This is a genomic window from Sporocytophaga myxococcoides, assembly GCF_000775915.1.
GTDB classification, from domain to species: domain Bacteria; phylum Bacteroidota; class Bacteroidia; order Cytophagales; family Cytophagaceae; genus Sporocytophaga; species Sporocytophaga myxococcoides_A.
This window is the reverse complement of sequence record NZ_BBLT01000003.1, coordinates 539,535-563,913: the sequence shown is the minus strand read 5'-3', so window position 1 is coordinate 563,913 and position 24,379 is coordinate 539,535. Positions and strand designations below refer to the sequence as shown.

The window sequence follows — 24,379 nt, the reverse complement described above, 5'->3', positions numbered from 1 at the left end:
AAAAAATATAGCTGGCAGATAAAAATTACCTGCCAGTTAATTCTGTATACATTAATGTTTCAAAATCTTTTGTACAAATGTCTCTTTTCCAATTTCAATCGTCAGAACATATGCACCCGGCTTAAGGTTATTTCCAACCATGGCATTTCCAGTAACAGTTCCTGATTCCAGTTCCAATCCACGAAGATCAGTAATCCTGTATCGGAATTCTTCAGAGACATTTATTGCTAATCCAGCATTCCCAAACGGATTAGGAAACACTTTTATATCTGATAAAATGGCATTATCTGTTCCGGTAATCACATCTCTGAACTCCAGGTAGTTCAAATTCATATAATTAGCATCAAAGACGATACGCATGACATGTTTTCCTGCAGTAAGAGAAACATCATTCACTGTAACAGTCTTCCAAATCTGCCAGCCACCCGTATTTGGTATACTGATCGGGCCTGTAACATCAATCCCATCCATTTCAATATGAAAGATTTTACCATCTCCATCTGCTGCTACTCTTAAATCAAGATTATAAGAGCCTGTACCAGCAATTTCAACTGTATACTCAAGCCATTCTCCCTGAAGAATATAGCTTATATTATATGAACCATCAACATCTCCTGTTGTTTCGATATCTACTTCATCGTCCCGGAATGTTGCTTTTCCTTCATTACCATTTGTATTAGCTTCATGGTATGCCAAGCCCTCACCTCCAAGATCATACTCTTCTGCCTCTATTCTTCCTGGTATCACATGTGCAGAACCTTTAAACGGTTCCTGTTTTAATTCTTTGCTTAGGGTGAATGTAACATAGTTCAGATTCACATAATCAGTAGCCCCAATAGTGACACGCATAATCTTTTGGCCTGGCGTAAGATTAATATCTTTAACTGATACAGTTTGCCAGGTTTGCCAGCCTGAAGTATTAGGAATTGCTACATTGTTTGCAATAGTAAGTCCATCCATCGCTACCGAAACTGTACGACCGGTGCCGTTGCAAGCAACACGAAATGCCAGATCATATACACCTGCTGTTTTCACATCAACAGAATATTCAAGCCATTCACCTGCAGTAGTCCATCCTATGTTATAACCACCTCCAGCATCAGTACATTCCTCAATATCGACATCCTCGTCGTTTCTGAAAGTAACACCTGTTTCACTACCAGGGCTGCTGTCCATATAAGCATTACCATTTCCTCCTACATCAAAGTGTTCCAATTGAATTGTACCAGGAATAGAATGCAAAGTACCATTATAAGGACCCTGAGGCTGATTTACTTTAATTGTGATAGAGGTTTCGGCTGTTTTATTTTGACTATCTGTAAGTACTGCACGAACCTTATATGTGCCAGCAGCAACGTTTGTCCAACTGTAACTGTAAGGAGCTGAATCATCAGAGCCCAATAAGGTATTTCCATTATAAAATTTTACGTTAGCTATAGTTCCATTTGGTGTAGCAGCTGTAGCCACTAAATTAATAGCAGCAGGAGCTGTATATACAGCATTGGCAGGCTGAGTTGCCAGGGTTATAGAAGGGCCTACATTTAGAGAGAAGTTTCTTAGAAACTTCCATAACTCAATGGTTGTATGTACACCTGCATCATCATTAGAATGCCAATGTCCTTTTCCATCCAGAGTAATTAGAGAAACAGCACTGTTCTTACAAGGTCCCCAATACTCCATCACAGACCTTGAATTCGGTTTATTAGTAGGATATGGTGTAGTTCTTGTCCCTGTAGAAGGGCACTGATTCCAGTTCCTCCACTTTTGAAGCATCGCCACCACCCCTTGCTGGTTGCCACTAGCCTGGTAGTATACTACATCATCAGATGTTCCATGAACGTGAATGATAGGCATAGGCCTCGAACTGGCAGTGGTATTTGAAAATAAGTATCCTGAAACCGGTCCAATTGCAGCAATTTTGTCTGCTATTTTATTAGCAGTATGGTAACTCATCATACCACCCATAGAAAACCCGGATACATATACCCTATTCCTGTCGATGCCGAAACGAGTGACCATCGATTCAATAATAGCTAAAATAAAATCCGTATCTCTGTTTCCATTTATATCCCAGGAATTATTAACTCCGGCAGGATAGACCACAACAAATTTTGCAGTATCTGCCACTAACTCCCATTTTGCCTGGCCCTTCTGATAATTAATATCCTGATTCAGTCCATGAAGGGAAATCACTAAAGGTCTGTTTTGTGGGAGATTAGCCGGTGCATAAACAAATAAGCTCCTATTCTGCCCACCAACAGTAAGTGTTGTTTGCTGCGCACTTAAAGTAAGCGGAGTTATTAAAAGGCATGCAAACCACAACCAGAGACAACTTAAGTTAATCTTTAAATTTCTAATGATGAGCATTTCAGAAGACAGTACTTTAAGTGAACGGCCGCTTAAATTACTTTCAGAAGAGACACGCATCGCGTTTTTGTAATGTAAAACCATATTATTCCAGGTTAGATATATGTAGTTATTATTATACTTCATTTTAATGATTTAATGTAATTCAGAAGTTACTCCTTCTTATGAAAGAATTTACCATCAAGGACAACTCCTAAATTAATATCTATAACAGTTAACTACCCACAACTTAAAATAAAGTAAACTTATTTTATAGACTCTTTTGGCATTTTTTAAAAGGATTACATGATGATTATTGACAACATTAAACATTGCCTTAATTATTTAAGAGGTTCATACGATTATCAGGATTGACCTATACCAATCAAATACATTGCGATAACAACCAACTTCCCTTTCATTTCTGTATGTTAAATTATAACCTTAAATCATTCATACTTTATAATTTTTTCAGTAATCACTTTTATAGCATTATCTACTGACACCAAATATATACCGGGGTTAAGTCCTGCACCTACGACAGCAGCATCCATACCTTTCCCATTTTCCACAATCAACCCTCTTATATCTGTAATTATATAGTTAAAGTCTCCTTGTGTACATATATGAAAACCATCACTAGAAAAAGGATTTGGATAGATTATTTTATTATTTAGCTTAATTGCATGAACTCCTGTAACCACATCATTGAACTGAATATAGTTAAGGTTCATATAATCGGAGTCAAAAACCATTCTCATCACTTGTTCACCTCTCTTCAAATTCAAATCCTTAATGGTAATGGTTTTCCAAATTTGCCAACCACCTGTATTGGGCAGATTAATGGGCCCTGACACATCTATGCCATCCATTTCAATATGAAAAGTTTTGTTTTCTCCATCAGCTGCAACTCTGACATCCAGATCATAGTAGCCTGATGCTGCAACATTAACAGTATACTCCAACCATTCCCCCTTTAAAATATAACCTACATTAAAATCTCCTTCGTTATCTTTTGTCACTTCAATATCTACTTCATCATTTCTAAATGCAGCTTTTCCTTCGTTACCATTTGCATTCATTTCATGATATGCCAGTCCTTCTCCTCCAATATCGTATTCCTCTATCTCTATTCTACCTGGAATCTGATGCGCCGTACCCTTGAATGGCTCTTGTTTTAACTCCTTGACCAAAGTAAAACTAACATAGTTCAGATTTACAAAATCAGTAGATCCGATGGTTGCCCTCATGATCTTCCGGCCAGCTGTAAGCTTTATATCTTTCAATGTAACAGTTTGCCAGTTTTGCCAGCCAGTAGTGTTAGGAATGACTAAATTAGTAGCTATATCCATGTTGTCCATAGCTATTGATACAGTACGACCATCTCCATTGCAGGCAATTCGAAGAGCCATATCGTAAGTGCCCGCTTTAGTAACATCTACGGAATACTCAAGCCATTCACCAGAGGTGGCCCAACCTATATTATATCCACCTCCTGAATCATTACAAGTTTCAATGTCTACATCTTCGTCAGCGCGAAAGTTTACTAACGGAGTTACCTGGCTACCTGGAGTTCCATCCATATAAGCAAAACCATTTCCTCCAACATCAAAATGCTCGAGCTGAATGGTACCAGGAATTATATGTGTCTCTCCGTTATAAGGTCCTTGTGGAGGATTGACTTTAATAATAATGGATGCTTCCGAAGTCAGGCCTTTGCTATCGGTTGCTATAGCCTTCACACTGTATGTCCCAGCAGGAACATTTGTCCAGTTATAACTATAAGGTGCAGTATTATCTGCATGGAGTAAAGCAGCGCCATTATAGAAACTGATATTTGTTATAGTACCTCCGTGAGCAATAGCATCAGCTGTTAATGTAATAGTGGAGGGTGCCGCAAATGAAGTATTTGCCAAAGGACTGGTAAAGCTAATAGTAGGTGGACCAGAGGGTGGGCATGGGGAATTTATAGTAATGCCGGCAGTTGTTTGAGTAATGGGCTTAATTGTTCCGTCAGCATTGTAGCACAGGTATTCTACACAAACACTCCTTCTGCCCAAAGCAGGTCCTTGGCCATTAAGGGTTAATGTTGCATTATGGTAAAACAAATAAGATTGTCCTTTATATTCGACAATTCCCGGATGGATGGTATAACTGTTCTTAGCTGTCCCTGTCAAAATACCCCGATAAGTCCAGGGGCCATTGATATTTGTTGCTGTAGCATAGCAGATTTGTTCAGAGCCCACAGGAGCTACAAAAGCCGGATAAGTAAGATAATAAATCCCATTCCGTTTGCTTAGCCAAGGGCCTTCAGCATAATTAGGCGGTGTTATCATTTTTATTTCACCGTCGATTTCAGTCATATTGGGTTTAAGCTTAACCAGATAACAGATTGGGTTTCCCCAACACAGGTATGCCTGTCCGTCATCATCAATCAAGACTGTCGGATCAATATCATCCCAGACCTTTCCGTTGTTAGTCATATTGTCGCGTATCAAAGGTGTGCCCCTGGCATCGACAAAAGGCCCTGTAGGACTGTCAGAGACCGCTACCCCAATATTTCTTCCGCCATAAGGATTTTTGCCCGTTACAGTTACATACAAATAAAATTTACCATTTTTCTCAACTACCTGCGCTGCCCATGCATCTTTATCTCCCCAGGTAAAATTATTAGGTGTCATAACAGGACCATGATAGGTCCAGTTCTTCATATCTGTAGTTGAATAGCAAAGCCATGCAGTCATAGTAAACATTTCCCCATCCTTTGCCTCATCTTTTCCCACATAAATATATAGCCTGCCATTATGGACAAGAGGCGCAGGGTCTGCGGTAAAGGAATTACGAAAAATCGGATTTTCTCCTGAAACAAATGTAGTTTGTCCATAAGCTAAATTTGTTAAAATAAGAAGACTTATAATATGTGCAAGCAGACAAGACTTACGTCCTTTTATGAAAAAGATTAAGTTTTTCATCAATTAAATATTTTAGAATAGTTAACTTCTTGATTTATTTAAAAGCAAATCACTCTATACAGAACAAGCACTGCTATAGAAATACAGAGCTGTGATGCCTGATAAGTTTGAAACTTCACAGCATATTTTATCTTAATAACAACTTAGTACTTTTCTTTACCTTTTCATCAGTATAGATTACTATATACACTCCCGGAGTCAGACTGCTTACATTTATGCTTACTTCATTGCTGGCATTAAGACTTGTAGAACTTAAGGTATGGCCACTTACAGAATTACAAATAGAAATTGTCCCTTTTGGACTTACTCTTTCATTTATGCGAACCTTTATAATCTCAGAAGCAGGATTCGGGAAAACATCAATAGACCCGGAAAATGACCTCATCTTATTCATGCTGGATACGACAGCGCTTGATTCATGCTCATCTATCTGAAGCAAGTAGGCCAGTAGCTGATTGATTTGCTTCTCAGAGAGAGAAGTAATATCCCCATGTTTATCGTTAACATTCCTGGCAATAAGCACATCTCTTAATGTTGGGGCAGAGCCATCATGCAAATAAGGTGCAGTTTCCCAAATTCCTTTTAGGGTAGGAGTACCCAATGCTGTTAACTTCTCAGATCTACGCTGTCCGGAAGATGTTTGAATGGTTCCGACATCGTGAAAGACACCTGACTTCCGGTCCGTAAAGTCAGGACCTGAATGACAGACGTTACAACCAAGATCTGCGAAAATCAATTTTCCTTCAAAAGCATCGTCAGTAAGACTTCCATCTGAATTTCGATAAGGACTGGGATTTACTTTATCCAGAGAACGCACATAGGCTGCCAGCGCATCAAGCTCCGGGCTTAAACCAGCCTTTGGACCTCCCAGAGGGTCGCTAATGGTACCTCTGTTAAATATAGAGTCAGGGAGAAATCCTTTTCCTCTAAAGGCATATCGTATATCATTTTCAAAATCCTGAATTTCATCAAAGTTCGCAGTCCAATGCACATTACCCATTCCCATCCCTCTTCTACCTAATAAAGAATGCGTATTACGCAGACCTTCTCCACGATCCGTAAAATCCCATACCCGCTCATCACTGCCACCGTCCAAATGACAACTGGCACAACTAATGTAGCCAGCGAAAGTCATGCGTTCATCCTGAGCGTTATAAAAAATTTGTTTACCTTTCAGGACCTGAGCATTTAAAGAGTCCTTAAGCACAATAGGAATAGTGGCGGCAATTACGGGGTTAAAATTATTGGAAAGTATAATATTTTCAGTGTTGAATATAGTTATACTACGAGACATAAAATTGTGAACAAAAAGTCTGGAACCATCTGCATTAAAGACTAAGCCCTGAGGTGCCAGTCCGGTAGTATCAAGTAAACCCAGTCTTGAATTAGTTGCTACGTCTATCATAGCAATCTTATTATTTCCCTGTAATGCTATAAATGCAATATTACCATATGGACTAAACTCTACAGCACAAGCCATATCCGCATCATTGATGTCTATCCTTGAATCAATCACTTCACTTCCCTGAGTCAGATCTATCTTTGAAACAATTGTGCGGACAGTATTATCAAATGTAAGAGCTTGTCCATCTCTGAATAAACCTCTTGCTGTATTATCTTTTTTTGATGGTATCCAAATTTCGGATCCGTCAGGAGTAATAGTGAGTGAAGAGATATAGTTAGGCACGCCCCGGCCCCTGTCTTCAAAATCCACAGTCTCATCAAATGCAAGGCCTATCTCCGACTTAAGTTCCATTGTTTCAGCATCGATTTCTCTTATCAATCCTTTTTCTCCCGGAGATATAAACTGAGTAACAAATACACGCTTCCCATCAGAAGTTATGGCAATTCCCCGTGGTCTCCTTCCTGCTTCTGTGACTTGAACTATCTGAAAATCTTTTGCATCAAGCTTGACAAGTTGCCCTAGACTTTGCAAAGTTATGTAGCAGTAGCTCTTCATAGGATCAAAACATAAGCCATAAGGTCTTGAAGCATATGGAAGGTTAATTGTTTGTAGCTTTTGTCCGGAGGCTGAAAGAATAGTAATAGTAGCATCATCTTCATTTGCTACCCAAACATTTCCCGCATTGTCCAAAGCAAGAGTTCTCGGATTCTTACCTGTTGGAATCTCGCTGATCAGCTGATAATTGGCAGCATTGATAGATGACACCGAATGATTATCAGGATTTACAGCCCATACGATTTGCCGACTAGTATCTATGCAAATTGTGGATGAATGAGTTGGGGCAATCTTCTTTAATGGTTTGTGTACCGTCTGTGTAACTGAAAGCGGAATATCCTCCCCTAGAATTCGGGCAAAAACCTGGTAAACTCCAGGCTGCATAAATTTATGCGTTGTTGTAAGGCCCTGTTTATAATTGCCCAAACCATTTTCATCGCCATAGTCCCACGCAATAAATGGGTTTGTCCCCTCAGGCGCCGTGATAGTGAATGTAACTGTTGTCCCTACTTCAACAGGTTTATTCTGAATAAGAACATACTGTTCAGTGTCATTCACTTCACCTATCCAGTTAATAAACACTAATATTATAAAGGTTATGAAAAATCGCATATCAAACAGTCTATTTTTACTTTAAGCGGTCACTTTATTTATATCATTGAAATGAACTTACAACTTTTAATAATTATTCCTTTACAATCTTTCTGACTATTACTTCACTTTTATTTTCTATAGAAATTATGTAAACTCCGGGCTTTAGCTCCTTTCCTACAGTTTGATACTGATTTCCGTTTCCTGTCTCCAGAATATAACCACTGACATCGGAAAGTCTATAATAGAAATCACCCTCTGCACTGACCACAAAACCATTGTTGCCAAATGGATTCGGATAAATCAAAATGTCTCTGAACTTATTCTCCGGGATTCCGGTAACTATACCATTAAACTCCAGATAATTTATGTTCATATAATTTGCGTCAAAAGCTATCCTCATTACATGATTGCCTTCAGTAAGACTGATTTCATCTACTGTGATGGTTTTCCAAATTTGCCAACCACCGGTATTAGGGACACTTATCGGTCCTGTTACATCTCTTCCGTCAAATTCTATATGAAACATTTTACCATCTCCTTCTGCCGCTACTCTCATATCCAATTTATACACACCTGTTGATGTTACATTCACTGTATATTCCAGCCATTCCCCCTGAAGTATGTAGCCTATATTGTACTTTCCATCGACATCTCCGGTAGCTTCAATATCTACTTCATCAATTCTCAGGTTTGCTTTACCTTCATTTCCATTGGCATTTGCTTCATGATAAGCAATACCTTCACCACCAAAGTCATATTCTTCTGCTTCAATGCGTCCAGGTATTAAATGAGCAGTTTGATTAAATGGTGTCTGACTCGGCCTTAGCCTTGCTCCACCCCATGAAGCATGATCTAATTCATTATTTCCATCTGGTGAAACATTCAGCGTAAGCACATTTCCGCCTGCGATATTAATGTCAATACTTTTGGTATCAGAAGAACCATTCATTAATCCACTATTATATACCTGTTTCCCATCCAAAAGGACAGTAAAAATTACAGATCCTGCACTCCCTGCTTCGTCATCAAGGCCTACATCAGATAAAAACCGTTCATACTTTCCATCAAGGTTGTAACTTATACTGCTTTCGGCATGAACTCCCAAACCTCTTGAGTATTTAATGCCATTTAAAGTAATTACACCTCCATCATTCGAAGCAGTTTTACCATTGCTTTGGTCAATTTCAGCAGGTCCCCAGCCATTCGATGAAGAGATCCAATTCAGTTTAGTAATGTAAAAAGAGGGCATTCCCTTAATTACAGAAGAAGTCACAATTTCTCCCAAGTTATTGTTAGCTGTAACCGAATAGTAATACGTCTTATCATTTTCAACCAAAGTATCAGAAAAAGATAATTGACTCGTGGTACCAATCGTTTGAAAAGTACCTGTAGGTGATGTCCCCCTTTTGATAGTGTAAGTAGAAGCATTGGAAGTACGATTCCAATTCAAAGTTATTTTCTTATCGTCTTCAAAAATCCGGGGCTGCTCAGTACCATCGGAAGGGAAGTTTCCATTAGGGCCTGTAGAAAAATAAGATGTAAAAGTTTTACTTGTAGTGTTTCCTGCATAGTCTTTTATACCACCTGATGGAATCACTATTTCATAGGTAGTATTTGGCAGGAGAGGCTGGTCAGGTGAAAAATTTACCATAGAGAATTGATGGCTGTATTTACCTGACAATGCTGCTCCACCCAAAGGTCTGACTATAAAAGTATTCTTGTTGACTGATTCCAGAATTATATTATCAGTAAAGGTAACTCCAACCCGTGAAGTCAATGCACGGTTTACATCATTGGCTTTTGGAACCACCATATTTACTTCTGGAGCTTTTGTATCTGGTTCTCTTTGATGAACCCAGAATCCACTACCTGAACCATGGTCATTCCCAACAAAAATAAGATTACCAAAAGGTGTTACCTGACCATGATCTGAGTCGCCAAAGATACCTAAAGATCCCCTTCCGATGATTTTTAGTTGAGCAGGATTCGATGCATCTATTTTTACAACCTCTGACTGGCAACCTTGAAATATAAACTGATCCTGAGTAGAATTATATAATTGTTCACCACTGTTCCCGATATTTAAAGTCGTAATTTTTTTTATGCTTAGCGGATCGCTCAAATCATAAGTTCCGAAGACGGCATTGTTTGCATTTCCCCGTGCAGAAATAACGAGTTTATTTCCATTAACCATCGATGCATACATATTTTCAGTATTACTATAACTATTCAATAATTTTGGATCCCTGGGATTACTTATATCATATATGGTGATTCCTCTCCCAAAATCATGTGCAGAGGTATAGAGAAGGTTTCCTATCGCAAAAATGGGTCCTACCTGTCTTGGAGTATTGACATGTTTTACAAATACTGGATTATTTATATCTGTAGCATCGACGACATCAAAGCCCTTACTGCCATTAGCAATAAAAATATAAGGAGCTTGCCAGAATAATTGCCATGCTGAACCATAATCATCGTGGGCATATCCGCTCATAATATGTCTTTTGACTTGTATAGGATTTTTAGCATCACTAAAGTCCCAAATCTGAAACCCAAAGCCATCCTGAAACAACATGTATTTGTCATGTTGTGGCATAGCATGCTGTTCACGAAAATTAGCTGTACGCGAATCATATACCCGCGTAACCAAAACCGGTTTTCTTGGATTCGATACATCCCAAACCAGAATTCCTCCAGGTGGCTTACCACTGTCTGGATGAAAGGTGGTTATCATGTAACCATTATGCATGGTGGCCATAGTAGACCCCATGTGGTTTAATTCAGTATATTTCCAAATGCTTTTGTAAAGCTCATTAGATGTATAGGTAAGATTACCCAATCCTGGCCCCATCTGTGCAGACAATAGACCTGGCAAGAGCAGTAATATATTCAGAAGTAATATCCATCTATTTTTCATATGACAGGAATTTTAAAGTTATGTTCAGTTATGGTTGAGGCCTTACTAAAGTTTTAAAATATTACTGATGAAATTTCCTTCTTTAATTTTAATGATCGCATTTAATACATCCGGTTTATGGTTTAAGGCTTAGGCCAATGGCATGTTCACTATTAGCTCCACAAGACTCTAGCTCCCTGATGCATAATCATAACTTGTCTTATAGTTTTAGAAAAGTTCACCTTAAGTGGTTGCTGTCCTTTTGCCGCAAAGCTTACAATCAACATTGTACAAAAGCTCGTATGACAAATCCGCTAACTATAGGTTTCATCAAGGTCACAAAACAATATAATTTCATGCTCCTCTCCCACCATAGTTTCAGATCAGCTATGTCTGGCTAAAACAATTAACACTGATATATCAATAATAATAGGTTAGCTTTCTTACACTATTCAGATTAAAAATGTCTGAATTTGATAAAAGCATACAACAGTCCACCAGTCATATGTTTAGTAAATCGATAAAATCATCGGAGCACTGATTAGTTGCATTGTAATACAACTTATATAACTAAATATCCTCATTCAGATCATTGAGACATCAGGCCATCAGAATATATAACAAGAATACAAGCATTTTGAACCCTTGCAATTGGCATGATAAAAATTATCAGGCCAATTGCGGGCAGCAGAAGATTCAAGCAGTTCTCAGAAATGAGTTACATTCTGCTTTCATTGCTTTACTATTTTGTGGACAGAAACGTTATTGTTATTTTCAACTATAAGGAAATAGATACCTTCACTTAAATTTTTTCCGACATTATGACCACGTCTTCCATTTCCTGATTCTACTAATATTCCGCTGATATCAGTAATTTTATACTGAAACTCACCTGCATTATTAATCTGTATACCGGAAGCTGTAAACGGATTCGGGAATACTGCAATAGATGAAAATTCTTCTTCAGCAATGCCGGTAATGACATCCTTAAACTCTACATAGTTCAGATTCATGTAATCCGAATCAAAGGCAATACGCATGATATGTTCTCCACCTGTAAGGTTAATGTCATTCAAAGTAACTGTTTGCCATGTCTGCCAACCACCGGTATTTGGAATATTAATAGGACCAGTTACATTTACTCCATCCATTTCGATGTGAAAGGATTTATTCTCACCTTCAGCTGCTATTCTCACATCCAGGTCATATTTACCAGATGCTGCGACATTTACAGTATACTCCAGCCATTCGCCCTGTAAGATATAACCTACATTGTAAGCTCCATCACTATCCTGAGTAGTTTCAATATCCACTTCATCATTTCTGAATGTAGCTTTCCCCTCATTTCCATTTGCATTGGCTTCATGGTATGCAAGACCTTCACCTCCGAGGTCATATTCTTCTGCCTCAATTCTGCCAGGAATCAGATGTGCTGAGCCTTTAAATGGTTCCTGTTTCAATTCTTTGGTTAAAGTGAAAGTCACATAGTTCATATTCACATAATCAGTAGCACCTATGGTAACCCTCATAATTTTCTTTCCTGCAGTAAGATTGACATCTTTTACTTTTACTGTTTGCCAGGTTTGCCACCCTACTGTATTAGGTATCGCTATATTGCTGGCTATATTTACACCATCCATAGCTACTGTTACTGTGCGACCATCACCGTTTGCCGCTATTCTCAGATCAAGATCGTAAGCACCAGGAGTTTTCACATCCACGCTGTATTCAAGCCATTCACCGGCAGTTGTCCAGCCAATGTTGTATCCAGCTCCAACGTCAGTGCAGTTCTCAATATCCACATCTTCGTCAGTGCGGAAGTTAACTACCGGAGTTACCTCGCTGCCAGGAGTGGCATCCATATAAGCAAAACCATTTCCTCCAACATCAAAATGCTCCAGCTGGATTGTCCCCGGAATAACGTGCCAGGTACCATTGTAAGGCCCTTGTGGAACGTTTACTTTAATAGTTACTTTTGCTTCCGCGATATTTCCCTGGTTATCTGTGGCAACTACTTTAATCTCATGAGTTCCAGCTGGTGCCCCTGTCCAAATGAAGCTATAAGGAGCAGAATTATCAGTATTCAGCAATGTAGATCCGCTGTAGAATTTAACATTGGCAATTGTGCCATCTCCATCAATAGCAGTTGCAGAAAGTGTTATCTGATCAGCTGTAGTAAATATTTGTCCTTCAGTTGGTGCGGTTATAGCAAGACTAATTTTTCCGTCATTTGAACATCCTTCTGCAGGACACATAGGATAACCAACCTTGGGGCGGCTATTCATGTAGGTTTTTAACCAGGCACCAGCAGCTCTGTCTTGTCCGTTTTCCAAAGTGAATCCTGTACCTGTAACCCAGGTCCTGTTTAGCACATGGCCCCACCAGGTAATCCCCTTAACATGAGGGTGCTCCCAGAATTCAGGAAAGTGGGTTTGAAAGCTCGCCAATTGCTGTTGTTCATTGTTATTGTTATCATTCCCACCTGCCATATCAAGCTCTGTTACATAGACAGGTACACCGCCGCGGGCCATTCTGCTACAATCCTGAGTAATACGTCCAGCTGGCTGACGATCTACACTAAACCAATGGGCCTGGGTCCCAAATCCATCGATGATTCCCCTGTCTCTTAATGCAGCAACCAACTTCAACATCTCATCAATAGCACTGTTGCTTCCTTCTAATCCGTAATCATTTAACACTAGTTTTGTATTTGGGAAAATCCTCCTGGCTTCAGTAAACAACCAGATTTGCCAACTAAAATCATCAACGGCAGTATTAGTTTTGCCACTGAATTTATCACGCATTTGCTGGTTAGCTTGTTGGTGCGTAAATAGTTGTTCATTTAATACATCAATTTGATCTATATACTTATATCGAGCAGCTATTCCTTCCATATATTCAATCAGTTCCGCTCTTGCATCTGCAGTACTTAAGGTAAATAGCCAATTTGGATATTGGGCTGCCCACATAGCCGCATGCCAGCGGAACATTATTTTTCTGTCATTCGCAGCTTTATAAGCAGCGTCCGCTCCATTCCAGTTCATTACATCTCTATTCCCTTCAACAGATCCCCACTTACATGCATTTTCAGCGCTTATACCATTGAAGTATGAGTTCCAGCTCCCGAGGAGTTGATTCTGGTGTAAACCGGCCATGTATTTGCCTTTGCAAGCTGCAAGTCCCTGAGATGGGAAATTTGCATTACCTACAGTAATCAATACACCAACTGAAGTGAAGCTTACACCCTTGTTATTAGTGGCCTTTGCAGTGATCCTATACTCACCTGCAGGTACACAGCCCCAGACAAACCTATAGGTATTGTTTGAATGTGTACTGGTTTCTCCAAGCTTCGTGGTTCCATTAAAAAACTCTACTTTAGTCACTGTACCATTGTTAGTTGTTTTACCTATGTCTGTAGCATAAACATGTATTTCTACATCAGTTCCTGTTTTAAAATAAGCATTGCTAAATGGCATGGTAATGACTGCAGATGGAGGATAAGTCTGCGCAAAGGAATTATATGCTACAAACAGAATAATAATTCCTATGAGGTTAAAAATGATTTTTGATTTATTCATAACGAAAATTTCATTAAGGCTTTACTTATTGCTTTATTATCTTCCGGATGGAAATATTATTGTTATGTACTATAGTGAGTACATAAATTCCGGGATTTAGTCTGTCCCCGATTAACTTTTTAGAACTACCGGTACCGGCTTCCACTACTGATCCTTTTACATCGGTTATTCTGTAGTTGAAATCTCCATTAAATGATAGAGTGATACCTGCATCTGAAAAGGGATTGGGGGATACGGATATTTCAGGTGATTCAAAATCACCAATAGAGGTAATGATATCTTTAAACTCTACATAGTTTAGATTCAGGTAATCTGAGTCGAAAGCGATACGCATTACATGTTCCCCGGACTCAAGCCTGATATCATTTAACTTCAGGGTCTGCCATGCCTGCCAGCCGCCTGTATTAGGGATGTTTACAGGGCCCGTAATATCTACTCCATCCATTTCTATATGAAAAGTTTTACCATCGCCATCAGCAGCTACTCTTGCTTCCAGATCATAATTTCCTGATGCAACCACATTGACTGTATACTCAAGCCATTCACCCTTTAGAATATATGCAATGTTATATGCTCCATCACTATCCTGGGTTGCTTCAATATCAACTTCGTCATTTCTTAATGTTGCTTTTCCTTCATTTCCATTTGTATTAACCTCATGATAAGCCAATCCTTCTCCTCCCAAGTCATATTCTTCTGCTTCGATTCTGCCCGGAATCTGATGAGCGATGCCTTTGTAAGGCTCCTGTTTGAGTTCTTTGGTTAATGAGAATGTAACATAGTTCAGGTTAATAAAATCAACATCTCCAATGGACACTCTCATTATCTTCTTCCCAGTAGTGAGATTAATATCTTTTACTTTCACTGTTTGCCAGGTTTGCCAGCCTCCAGTGTTGGGTATGGCAATTTTACTGGCAATTGAAGCTCCATCCATTGAAACTGATATAGTCCGACCATCTCCATTTGCTGCAATTCTCAGGTCAATATCATAAGTGCCGGGAGTCTTGACATCTACACTGTATTCTAACCATTCCCCTGCAACTGCCCATCCAATATTGTAACCAGCTCCGACATCAGTACAATTTTCTATATCAACATCTTCATTAGTACGAAAGTTAACTCCAGTTTCGCTTCCAGGACTGCTGTCCATATATGCGAAACCATTTCCTCCTTCATCAAAGTGTTCTAATTGAATTGTACCGGGAATTACATGCCAGGTGCCATTATAAGGACCCTGAGGCAGATTAACCTTTACCACAATCTCTGCTTGAGCCTCATTACCTTCATTATCTGTGGCAAGGGCTTTTATTGTATAGGAACCCGCTGAAACATTTGACCAACTATAACTATAAGGTGCACTGTTGTCAGTAAACAACAAGGTATTACCATTATAAAATTTCACACTGGCAATACTGCCATTGGCATCACTTGCAGTAGCAACAAGATTAATTGTAGCTGGAGCTGAAAACACGGAATTGTTTTCAGGAGAGGTGAAACTGATGGAAGGTCCCCCGTTTGAAACAAAACGTACTGTATTTAATCTGAATGCATTGGCAGCTCCGACAAACCTAAGGTATAGATCATGCTGTCCCGAAACATTTATATTAGCTGAAAAATCCTTATATGTGCCAGTTCCTCCAGTGCTTGTAATAGGGATGGTTGCAATTTTAGTTCCTGCCGTTCCAATATTATCAGTCCACACTTCAAGTGTTCCGCTTGAGCTTGCTGAGGCTGCGCTCACAACAATACGGTTTGCAGACGACCCACCACTTTCCATGGTAACACCAGGAAGCATGCACCATGCTCCGTCAGAATTATTGGTTACTGTTCCACTTCCTATAGTGGTTGCATTGTAATGATAATAAGATGCAACACTTATCGGATCAAAACCATGGTTAAATGAAAACTGATCAAAATCCGCAGTTTGAGATCGGGCATATAATCCCAAGCTTGTTCCTACCCAGGCATTATCATTCGTTTGTGCCTTATCAAGATCTGCAACACTTACATTCCCTCCTATTTGTGTCCAAGCTATTCCGTCTGCACTATAAAAACCGGTAATGTTATGCTGATTTCTCACGAGTTTTAACCATACTGTGTTTCCAATAGTATTATTTACCTCAGTAGTAGTAGTTCCGTTGAAAGTGATACCAAATTTCTTTCCATTGTTATAACCACTATAGACTGCGGCATATACCAGATCTTCCCCATTCATTAGTCTCAATCCTGCTTGTTGCCCGTTTGAGGTTGCATTAATATCCACTTTTGTTACTAAAGAATACTGCTTTGAAGGATCTCTTTGCAATATATGCGTGACACCATTACCTGGTGAAAGCCTCATAAATCCAGGTCTAGCTGTCAAAGACGCTTTACCGATATTGGCTATGTTATGAAAGTACCATTCTGGTTTCCTTGTTGCAGTAGTGAAATTGTCAGACTCCGGGAATTCATAGTTTATCCCGTTGCTAGGAAGGTTTGGAGCAGTAAGCGGCTGCCCGTTTGGATTATTTGCATAAGGCACTCCATTGGCATCCCAAAAGACCTGAAACAACATACTCTGTCGGCCTTGCCCTTCCCATCCATTGTTTCCATATGAATGTCCCAGACACCACCAGGTACCATCAGCAACTTGTACAGGTCCTGTAATGTGATTAGGCCCCGTGAATGCTCCTGAAGCTGAACCTTTGAAAAAATTACCATGACGTGTCCAACTGGATTCATTGGCAGTGAGTGTAGCGCTGCTCAACACATACTGCCCTCCATAAACATTTCCGGCTACAAAATAATAGTAGCGACCATTTCTCTTACACATTTTTGGACCTTCTGCCCAGCTATAAATATGGTTCCTGTTAACCCAACTCATGTCCATACGCGTACCAGTGAGCCTGCCATTCGCATCAATCTCCTGGATAGCTGCGAAATCCTGACCATTCTTCATAAGCATGTAAGCCTTACCATTATCATCGACAAACACTGCATTGTCATATCCTATTGACCCCTGTACAAGGGTTGGAGCGCTCCATGGTCCTGCCATACTAGATGCAGTACAGAAATATTGCCCTGCACCATGAATAAAAAAGAAGGCCCAATACTTTCCGGCAAACTGAGCCAAGGCCCCTTGCCACGTACCATCTTTAGGCGCGTCATTGGCCCTGATAACACTCCAATTCGGATCTACAACCGTTGATATTAACTCCCAGTGTACCAAATCTGTGGAATGATAAATGGGAAAGTTTGGAGTCCAGTGAAAACTTGAGCCTGCCGTATAATAATCATTTCCTACTTTCAAAAGTGTTTGATCAGGGTGGCTGCCAGGCAATACAGGGTTAGTGTAGGTTGAAACCCCATCTCTCTGGGCATATCCCTGTTTGGACACCAACGATATTGCTATCAGGCAAATTAACAGCACCTTATTTGGTATAGTAAAATTGTATATCATAAGTATATGAATTAAACTTATATCCCTTTTAGATTCCAGATCTTGTTTTAATGCTCTTCTTATCCGGAAGCGCCAAGGTTAAGACATATGAATTCTTTTAAAATTATTACAGATAATATCAGCTATATAAAGAGAAAGCAATGTTATTAACTCATGTGGGTTTAAGAGTAAATGCAATCTGCTATTGTATATCATATTAAATAAGTATAACCTTTTGTCTTATCAAGATTAGCTTGCGACTTGAGACCATTTTAAAACTGGCTTAAAAGCTAAGAATGATATTAAAATTGCTCACCTACAAACAGATTCTTTAAATAGTAAACATTATTAGAAAAAAAATTATAAAAAATTGAAACCTTGGGAATATTATTGATTTTCAACACATAAACTTCATTCGAAAATTAACCTAAAGGAGAAAGTAAATAAATGGCACTTTATCAATAAGAGCAAGAGTACCTTTTATATTAATAATATAGAACAACTGTCCATCATACAGTTAAAGCAAAACACAAAACATTTATTACTTCTCCCTATATTAATATTAAAAAATGCTGAAATAGATTTTTGATAAAAAAAATTAAATTTCTGCAACGCATTTTTATGAGGATAAAAAAATAGCGGTAGACTACTGACAATCTTCAGATAGGAAAACAAAAGGCCTTTCTGACTTGAAGAAAGGCCTTACCTAAATCAATAAGAAAATAATATTTATTGCCTGATTACTTTACCTGTGAGAATGCTTCCGTCTTTCAAAGTTGTTCTTACAACATATACACCAAGTGGCAAATCCGAAACAGATAATTGAGCAGTAGCCTGCGATTGTAATACTTTATTTCCTGTCAGGTCAAGCACCTCAATGGACATTAATAAAGCAGGATTGGCAAATGTAATCACGTCCCTGGCAGGATTAGGAAAAAAAGACAACATGTCCCTGAAATGAAAACTATTCCCAAGCCCTAAAGGGGATTCATAATCTCTCAGATTTCTCCGGTACAGCCTTTCAAACTGGATAGCCCCATAAACTGTATCACCTATTACAAGAAGGTCTTTAACTTTAAATGGTAAGTTCCCATTAAATGGAGCCCAGGCTGTATCTGAATGCATACGGATAAACAGATCTCCCATCCCATCGATAGTTAAAACATATTCAGGTGTTACAGTAAGATGAGATATAGTACCCTGGGCAATTCCTTTCTTAATCAATGTCCATTTATCTCCACCATCAAAGGACCGATAGATGTCATCTGAAAAAGAAGCAGCATAGATCGTATCTCCGTTCTGCGCTGCACAAGAAAACTCTTGCTTGAATGTGAGACTACCCGCTTTCCAGGAAGAATATGGTGGTTCTGATTCATAATGATTGTTACCTCCGAATGCAAATAGCTTACCGTTCCTTGAAATAACGAAACTTCGTATTTCGGTGTAAATTTTACCTTCTGGCTCTAGCCATTGATCTCCATTGTTCAGGCTATAAAAAAGTCCCTTTGAAGTACCTAACCACAACATATCCTTTACTTTAAAGAAACAATTGACGGAAGTAAATTCATCCAAATTTTCATTGATCATTTTCCAGGATCTTCCATCATCTGATGACCGGAAGGGTCCTTTTCCCGCTCGACAAAACCAAAATCCATCTGCGTAATAAGCCCCACCAATTCCCCAAACTGCCTCATAGTGAAAAGGAGGGCTACGCATAAGCCAGGTCATTCCCTCGTCATATGAAATGTATCCTCCGGTACCTTCTGATGCAGCAAATATTGTAGCTCCATCTGTTGCCAATGAAGTAAAACTCCGTAACTGATTACTTTTTAAAGGGGATGTAATAGGAGTCCAGTTCACTCCGTCTTCAGAAAAAACCATTCCCCAATAAGATGACACCAACTGCGTCCTTCCTAAATTCAATACATCGAGATATTCTCCTGCCAATCCTCCCAAATGAACTTCAACTATCCCACTTTTTAAGGTCTTTCTAAAAAGTTGATTCTGTGTGTAAATATATAGTTCCTCTGCGTTCTGAGTAAGTCTTTTAATGGTCTGGTTTCCAAAGAAAGCAACCTTAGTCCATACTTTACCTGTATCTGAAGAGTAAAACAGCCCTGAATTTGTACCTGCATAAAGCGTATCTGCAATGCATCCGATTGCATTAACGGATGCTTTGGCTGAAATTCTTTTCCAGATAAGGCCATCATCATATGATATATGCACCCCGCTATCAGTGGCTGCAAGCAGATCATTTCCGAGCACTTTAACATCAAATACATTTCTGACGGAAGCACCGGTGAGCTCTAAAGTCTTTAATGTATCTCTGCTTCTAAGTATTCCGTGGTAAGTACCCACCAATAAAGTAGTTCCTTTACTTCCAGGCTATAGATATAACCCTTAGCCCAGGTCTGACTTCTTAGCTTTTGACCTGTGGATACGTCAGAATATACGGTTACGATATTGGAAGTAGCTGTAACAAAATAATCGCCCCATGAACAGGCATATTTAACTCCGGTTGACTGATCTATGGGATAAAAAGCATAAACATCTTCGCTTTCCCTATCACCAGCGCAAAGACGACCTTCAATGACGGCATAAGCCTTATCGTGATGATTGACCAATCTTACAGCTGAAATTGGATACATATATCCCAGGGGCTGCCATTGAGCCATTCCGTCCAGCACCGCCCAAAAAAAAATGAAAATAAAAATTACCTTTTTCATTTTGCGTGAATTAAAATTGAGATTCTGAGAAGATTATTTACAAAGGTAAATAATAGATAAAAAGTTACAGAAAGATATTCTATAATATTTAACTTATAAAAATCTGCTTCCAGACTTAAGCTACTTCTTTCTGATTTTTTGTTTAGTCAGAACATTCTTTCCGTTTCATGAACCTGAATAAAGAAGATTCTCACCTTAAAAAATGAAGAGATTGAGTTTAAAGAAAGATGCTTAGCTTAATTTAATTCTTTAGCCTTTTTGCTATTTTAGATATCCAATTACTTTTAATAAATTAGTTAAAAGTAATTCAAATACTTTTAGTCATATACGATGAAGAAATTTAAACTAAAACTTATCTTGACTATTTTAATGATAAGTTTATTAAAACCTGTTCACTCACAAGATATTAATCATTGGGACATTAAAATTACTGCGGAGAAGGATACAATTGAGAGTGGGGAAAAATATACAGCTTATTTGTCTGTTAAGAATAAAAACATTGACAATTCTTCCATTGAGGTCTTGGTTCATGGAGCTAGTTTGAAAAAAGATTCTAGTGGAAAATTTATTTATCAGGTAATTGGAATGAACTTTCAGCCCGCATTAACTTATAAGAAAATCGATCAACAATTTAAAATTAAATGCCCCTACATAAATATTAAAGACACAACAGTGAGGTATTCCTACTATGTCAAATACAAAAATTCTGTTGAAGAAGACCAAGTTATACTTTATACTAATCCAATGCCAGAATTTATAGCAAGCAGGCACTATCCTACATTTAATGATTATATAGTAAATAAAATAAAAGCAAAGAAGGTTACAGCAAAAGGAACTTTATTCGTACAGTTTATTGTCACCAAAGAAGGAACTTTGAAGTATGAACAATTGATAAGGGGTGATATTGACCTTGAGAATCTAACCAAAATCATTGATATATTCAACAATTCCCCTGAATGGTCTCCTGGAGAAGAATATGGCAGGAAGGTTAATGTGAGAAAGGTAATTCCAATAAAATTTAATTAATAGGATTAGTGTTTTAATTCCTCTTGTCAATATGGACCGGCCTTGAGGAAATTGGGTTAAGAAATTTCCTAACAGCCTTGATTCTTTTACTTAATTTTCTCCTCAAGGAGAATAGTGACAAAACCAGTCTAAAGAGATTAAGATGAAATCGAAGCACCCAGTCATGATTTTCTCAATCATTGGTTATAAAAAAAATCGCATTGATATTTCTCTTCTTCAGTTCAGGAATGACTAAGGAGGATGACCAGGTCAACAGTCATCAAAAGTAAGCACAACAGCCGCTTTTTATCCTCAAACCAATTCGAAATGGAGTATTTGAGAATTGAATCATAGCCGATAAAAAAAGGGAACTCAAAAGCTCTGGCTTTTGAGTTCCTATCATCAATCCTGCTAATATAGACCTGCATTTACTGTCTGGCCTCTAAAAGTAAAAAAGGACAACAATAAACAAGCGATTGACAGTTTCCCAGACATTGCATCTGAATATAATATTACAATTTAATCAATGGTTTAATTATAACCTGCTCTCCTCCTGAAACTTTAACCAGATATGAACCGGAAGGCAAATCAGAAAGCTGAATTTCCTGTGATCCATTATCCATAGTATATGTCTTCATAACAGATCCTCTTATATCCATTACCGTAACCTGATATTTACCTGGTTTCACATTGGATATCCAGAAAGAACCATTTGTAGGATTAGGAAAAAGATCCATTGAAGATGTATTTTTTCCTGAAGGACTTTCAACACTCGTTGTTTCATTTATATCTACAAACTTCGAAAGCAAACGAATATAGCTGATCTGATATCCATTACTATTTTCAGTCACGGACCATGAGTTCAGTGGCCAGCTGGTGTTGAAATCTTTATATGACTTTTGTTTTGGTTGTCCTTTAGGAGGCGTGATAGATTCGGAAGTACAAACAGCATTGAATTGTGAGCTGCCACATCCGGAAGGGCAACAACCATCCCAATCATATCCAGGGTTTGCTCCACCTACCAGGAATCCTGGCGCAGGACCGTAAGTGGAGGTTCCTACTCTGTCCCACTTAGCACTTTTATCTGTAAACCAACTATGGTAAAATTCATTAACCCCATTTTCAGCACCATAGTTATACATGTTTGATAAGTAAACCATGCTCAAAGGATTAACCCCATGAATATAGTGGATGTATCCCAAAGCAGCTTCTCTGGCAATAGTGTTTTTGGTAGCGTCAACATTATAACTTATTATGTTATGAAACATGGTTCCCTGCATAGATTTTATGTTGTTGCTACCCCAGGTGTAGTCTTTCAGGTGAGCACGATAAGGGTCTTTTTTTGAAGTAATTGCCTTAAAATTATCATCGTGGTTTGTCATACTACCTTTGTAAGCGTTGATGATGGCATTTTTTGTAGCAGTTGTAGCTCCTGACAGAGATGTATAATAAAGCAAAACATCCTGTAATTCACCCTCAAATGGGTATGCAAACCCCCATTGAAGTAAATGTGAATTTTTATAATTCGCATCTACATAAGATTTATATGTAGCTTCTCCCGTAGCATCATAGAGGAATACTGCAGCTTTTAATCTTCCCATTTCACGACCATAATCATCCGTTTCCTGCTGCCCAGCTCCAATTCCTGAAGATCCATATGCCGCATCATTATTGTTCCATACCACATTTGGATTTACGCCGGACCAGTCCCAGGCAAGTTTTGCTCTTTTAACCAACGTATCTGCATAAGCATTCATATTCAGTGAACGATATACTTTGGAAGCTATCGCAAAAGCGCCAGCGACACTATGTGCGGAAGAGGTATTGATACCACCATAATAAGTTGTACCTGTTGCACTTGAAGGAGGGCTGGCATGAGCAAGAGATGCAATGCTAATTACTGAGCCGTCAGCCTGCTGCATGCGAAGCAAATGATCTATTCCCCACTTTGCTTCATCCAGTAAATCAGGCACACCATTACCAGATTCCGGCAAATTGTAATTATCAGCCCATGCATCTGGTTTTTCCAGATAAGCCAACATCATCTGTACTACATAGTTTGCTGTCCAGTTCGTATATTTATTGTAGTCACCCGCATCATACCAACCACCTGAAACATCTTTTTCCTTTGCAGCATTGTTTCTATCGTTATATGCTCTTGCTTTCTTGTCCTGCATATGGCTTGCACCATCAGCCCAACCTTCCCCTGCATACTGTGCCTGTTTTGCAAAGCCCGCACGCTGGTAAAAGAATGTCCGTACTGCGTGTTTGAGTATATCGTTATAAATCCCACCGCTAATTTGAAAGGAATATGAGCGAACATTATTATTGACATCCAGAATATAATATTCACCTGGTTGATCTACAGACGAAAAATCAAACCACCAGGCTTTGTCACCTGAAGAGTTATCTTCCACACCACCTGACCAAATCTGCAATGGACCGGTATATACCTGTTGCCCTGCAGAATTGACAACTGCATACAAAGTACCCGGCGTAAAAGATTCTGAACCATCATAACCTGTCACCGGATCACGGACAACAGCTATTTTAACCTCATCCGGAAGATATCCGAACTGATCTGCCACGATGAATTTAGAAACAGATTGACCAGAAACCTCCTTCAATCCGAATAAAAGGAATAAGTAAATTGATAGAAATAGAGTAGAATAAAATTTATCCATATTTTATTTAGTTTTTTTGTTACTACTGTAAAGAGGATCAATAAGTAATCACTTAAGCCTTAAAGAATCCAAAATTTCCTTAATTAAATCACAATTCAATAAATATTCGTACGAAGTAGATTCGATTGAGATGCATATTGGGAGATTTTATTCAAAAATAAGACGCAAATAAATAGAACATTACCATGAAAATATAG

Annotated in this window: 10 protein-coding genes; 1 reads left to right on the top strand and 9 read right to left on the bottom strand. The window is 38.7% G+C overall.

Going from position 1 to position 24,379, the window contains the following annotated elements; all coding sequences use genetic code 11:
* Window positions 1–51 precede the first annotated feature (51 nt).
* From MYP_RS25685 to MYP_RS10110, 8 genes are all read right to left on the bottom strand, one after another.
* Window positions 52–2,493, bottom strand: a complete 2,442-nt coding sequence (locus MYP_RS25685) for a carbohydrate-binding protein (RefSeq protein ID WP_156140478.1) — start codon at window positions 2,491–2,493, stop codon at window positions 52–54.
* A gap of 302 nt (window positions 2,494–2,795) precedes the next feature.
* Window positions 2,796–5,318, bottom strand: a complete 2,523-nt coding sequence (locus tag MYP_RS25680; protein ID WP_081990469.1) for a family 43 glycosylhydrolase — start codon at window positions 5,316–5,318, stop codon at window positions 2,796–2,798.
* A 127-nt stretch (window positions 5,319–5,445) separates the two neighbouring features.
* On the bottom strand, window positions 5,446–7,890 hold the full coding sequence (locus MYP_RS10135; RefSeq protein ID WP_081990468.1) for a T9SS type A sorting domain-containing protein: 2,445 nt from the start codon (window positions 7,888–7,890) through the stop codon (window positions 5,446–5,448).
* Window positions 7,891–7,963: 73 nt separating this feature from the next.
* A complete protein-coding gene (locus MYP_RS24935; RefSeq protein ID WP_052430075.1) occupies window positions 7,964–10,792 on the bottom strand; it encodes an NPCBM/NEW2 domain-containing protein in 2,829 nt (942 codons plus the stop codon).
* A gap of 710 nt (window positions 10,793–11,502) precedes the next feature.
* Window positions 11,503–14,349 (bottom strand): endo-1,4-beta-xylanase, encoded by a 2,847-nt coding sequence (locus tag MYP_RS24930; protein ID WP_052430074.1) that lies wholly within the window; start codon window positions 14,347–14,349, stop codon window positions 11,503–11,505.
* 25 nt (window positions 14,350–14,374) lie between these two features.
* Window positions 14,375–17,788, bottom strand: a complete 3,414-nt coding sequence (locus tag MYP_RS24925; RefSeq protein WP_081990467.1) for a carbohydrate-binding protein — start codon at window positions 17,786–17,788, stop codon at window positions 14,375–14,377.
* 708 nt (window positions 17,789–18,496) lie between these two features.
* Window positions 18,497–20,125 carry a T9SS type A sorting domain-containing protein gene (locus MYP_RS10115; RefSeq protein WP_045462374.1) on the bottom strand — a complete coding sequence of 543 codons (1,629 nt, stop codon included), beginning with the start codon at window positions 20,123–20,125 and terminating at the stop codon, window positions 18,497–18,499.
* Complete coding sequence (locus MYP_RS10110; protein WP_045462370.1) at window positions 20,083–20,493, bottom strand: hypothetical protein; 411 nt, start codon at window positions 20,491–20,493, stop codon at window positions 20,083–20,085. The genes MYP_RS10115 and MYP_RS10110 overlap by 43 nt, the downstream gene beginning before the upstream one ends.
* 330 nt (window positions 20,494–20,823) lie before the next feature.
* On the opposite strand from MYP_RS10110, the gene MYP_RS10105 reads away from it, so the two are divergent.
* The gene (locus MYP_RS10105; RefSeq protein WP_045462365.1) at window positions 20,824–21,519 is read left to right on the top strand and encodes a hypothetical protein; all 696 of its coding nucleotides are present in this window, start codon (window positions 20,824–20,826) and stop codon (window positions 21,517–21,519) included.
* A gap of 491 nt (window positions 21,520–22,010) precedes the next feature.
* Here MYP_RS10105 and MYP_RS10095 read toward each other — a convergent pair whose 3' ends face one another.
* A complete protein-coding gene (locus tag MYP_RS10095; RefSeq protein ID WP_045462359.1) occupies window positions 22,011–24,182 on the bottom strand; it encodes a glycoside hydrolase family 9 protein in 2,172 nt (723 codons plus the stop codon).
* Window positions 24,183–24,379: the final 197 nt, after the last annotated feature.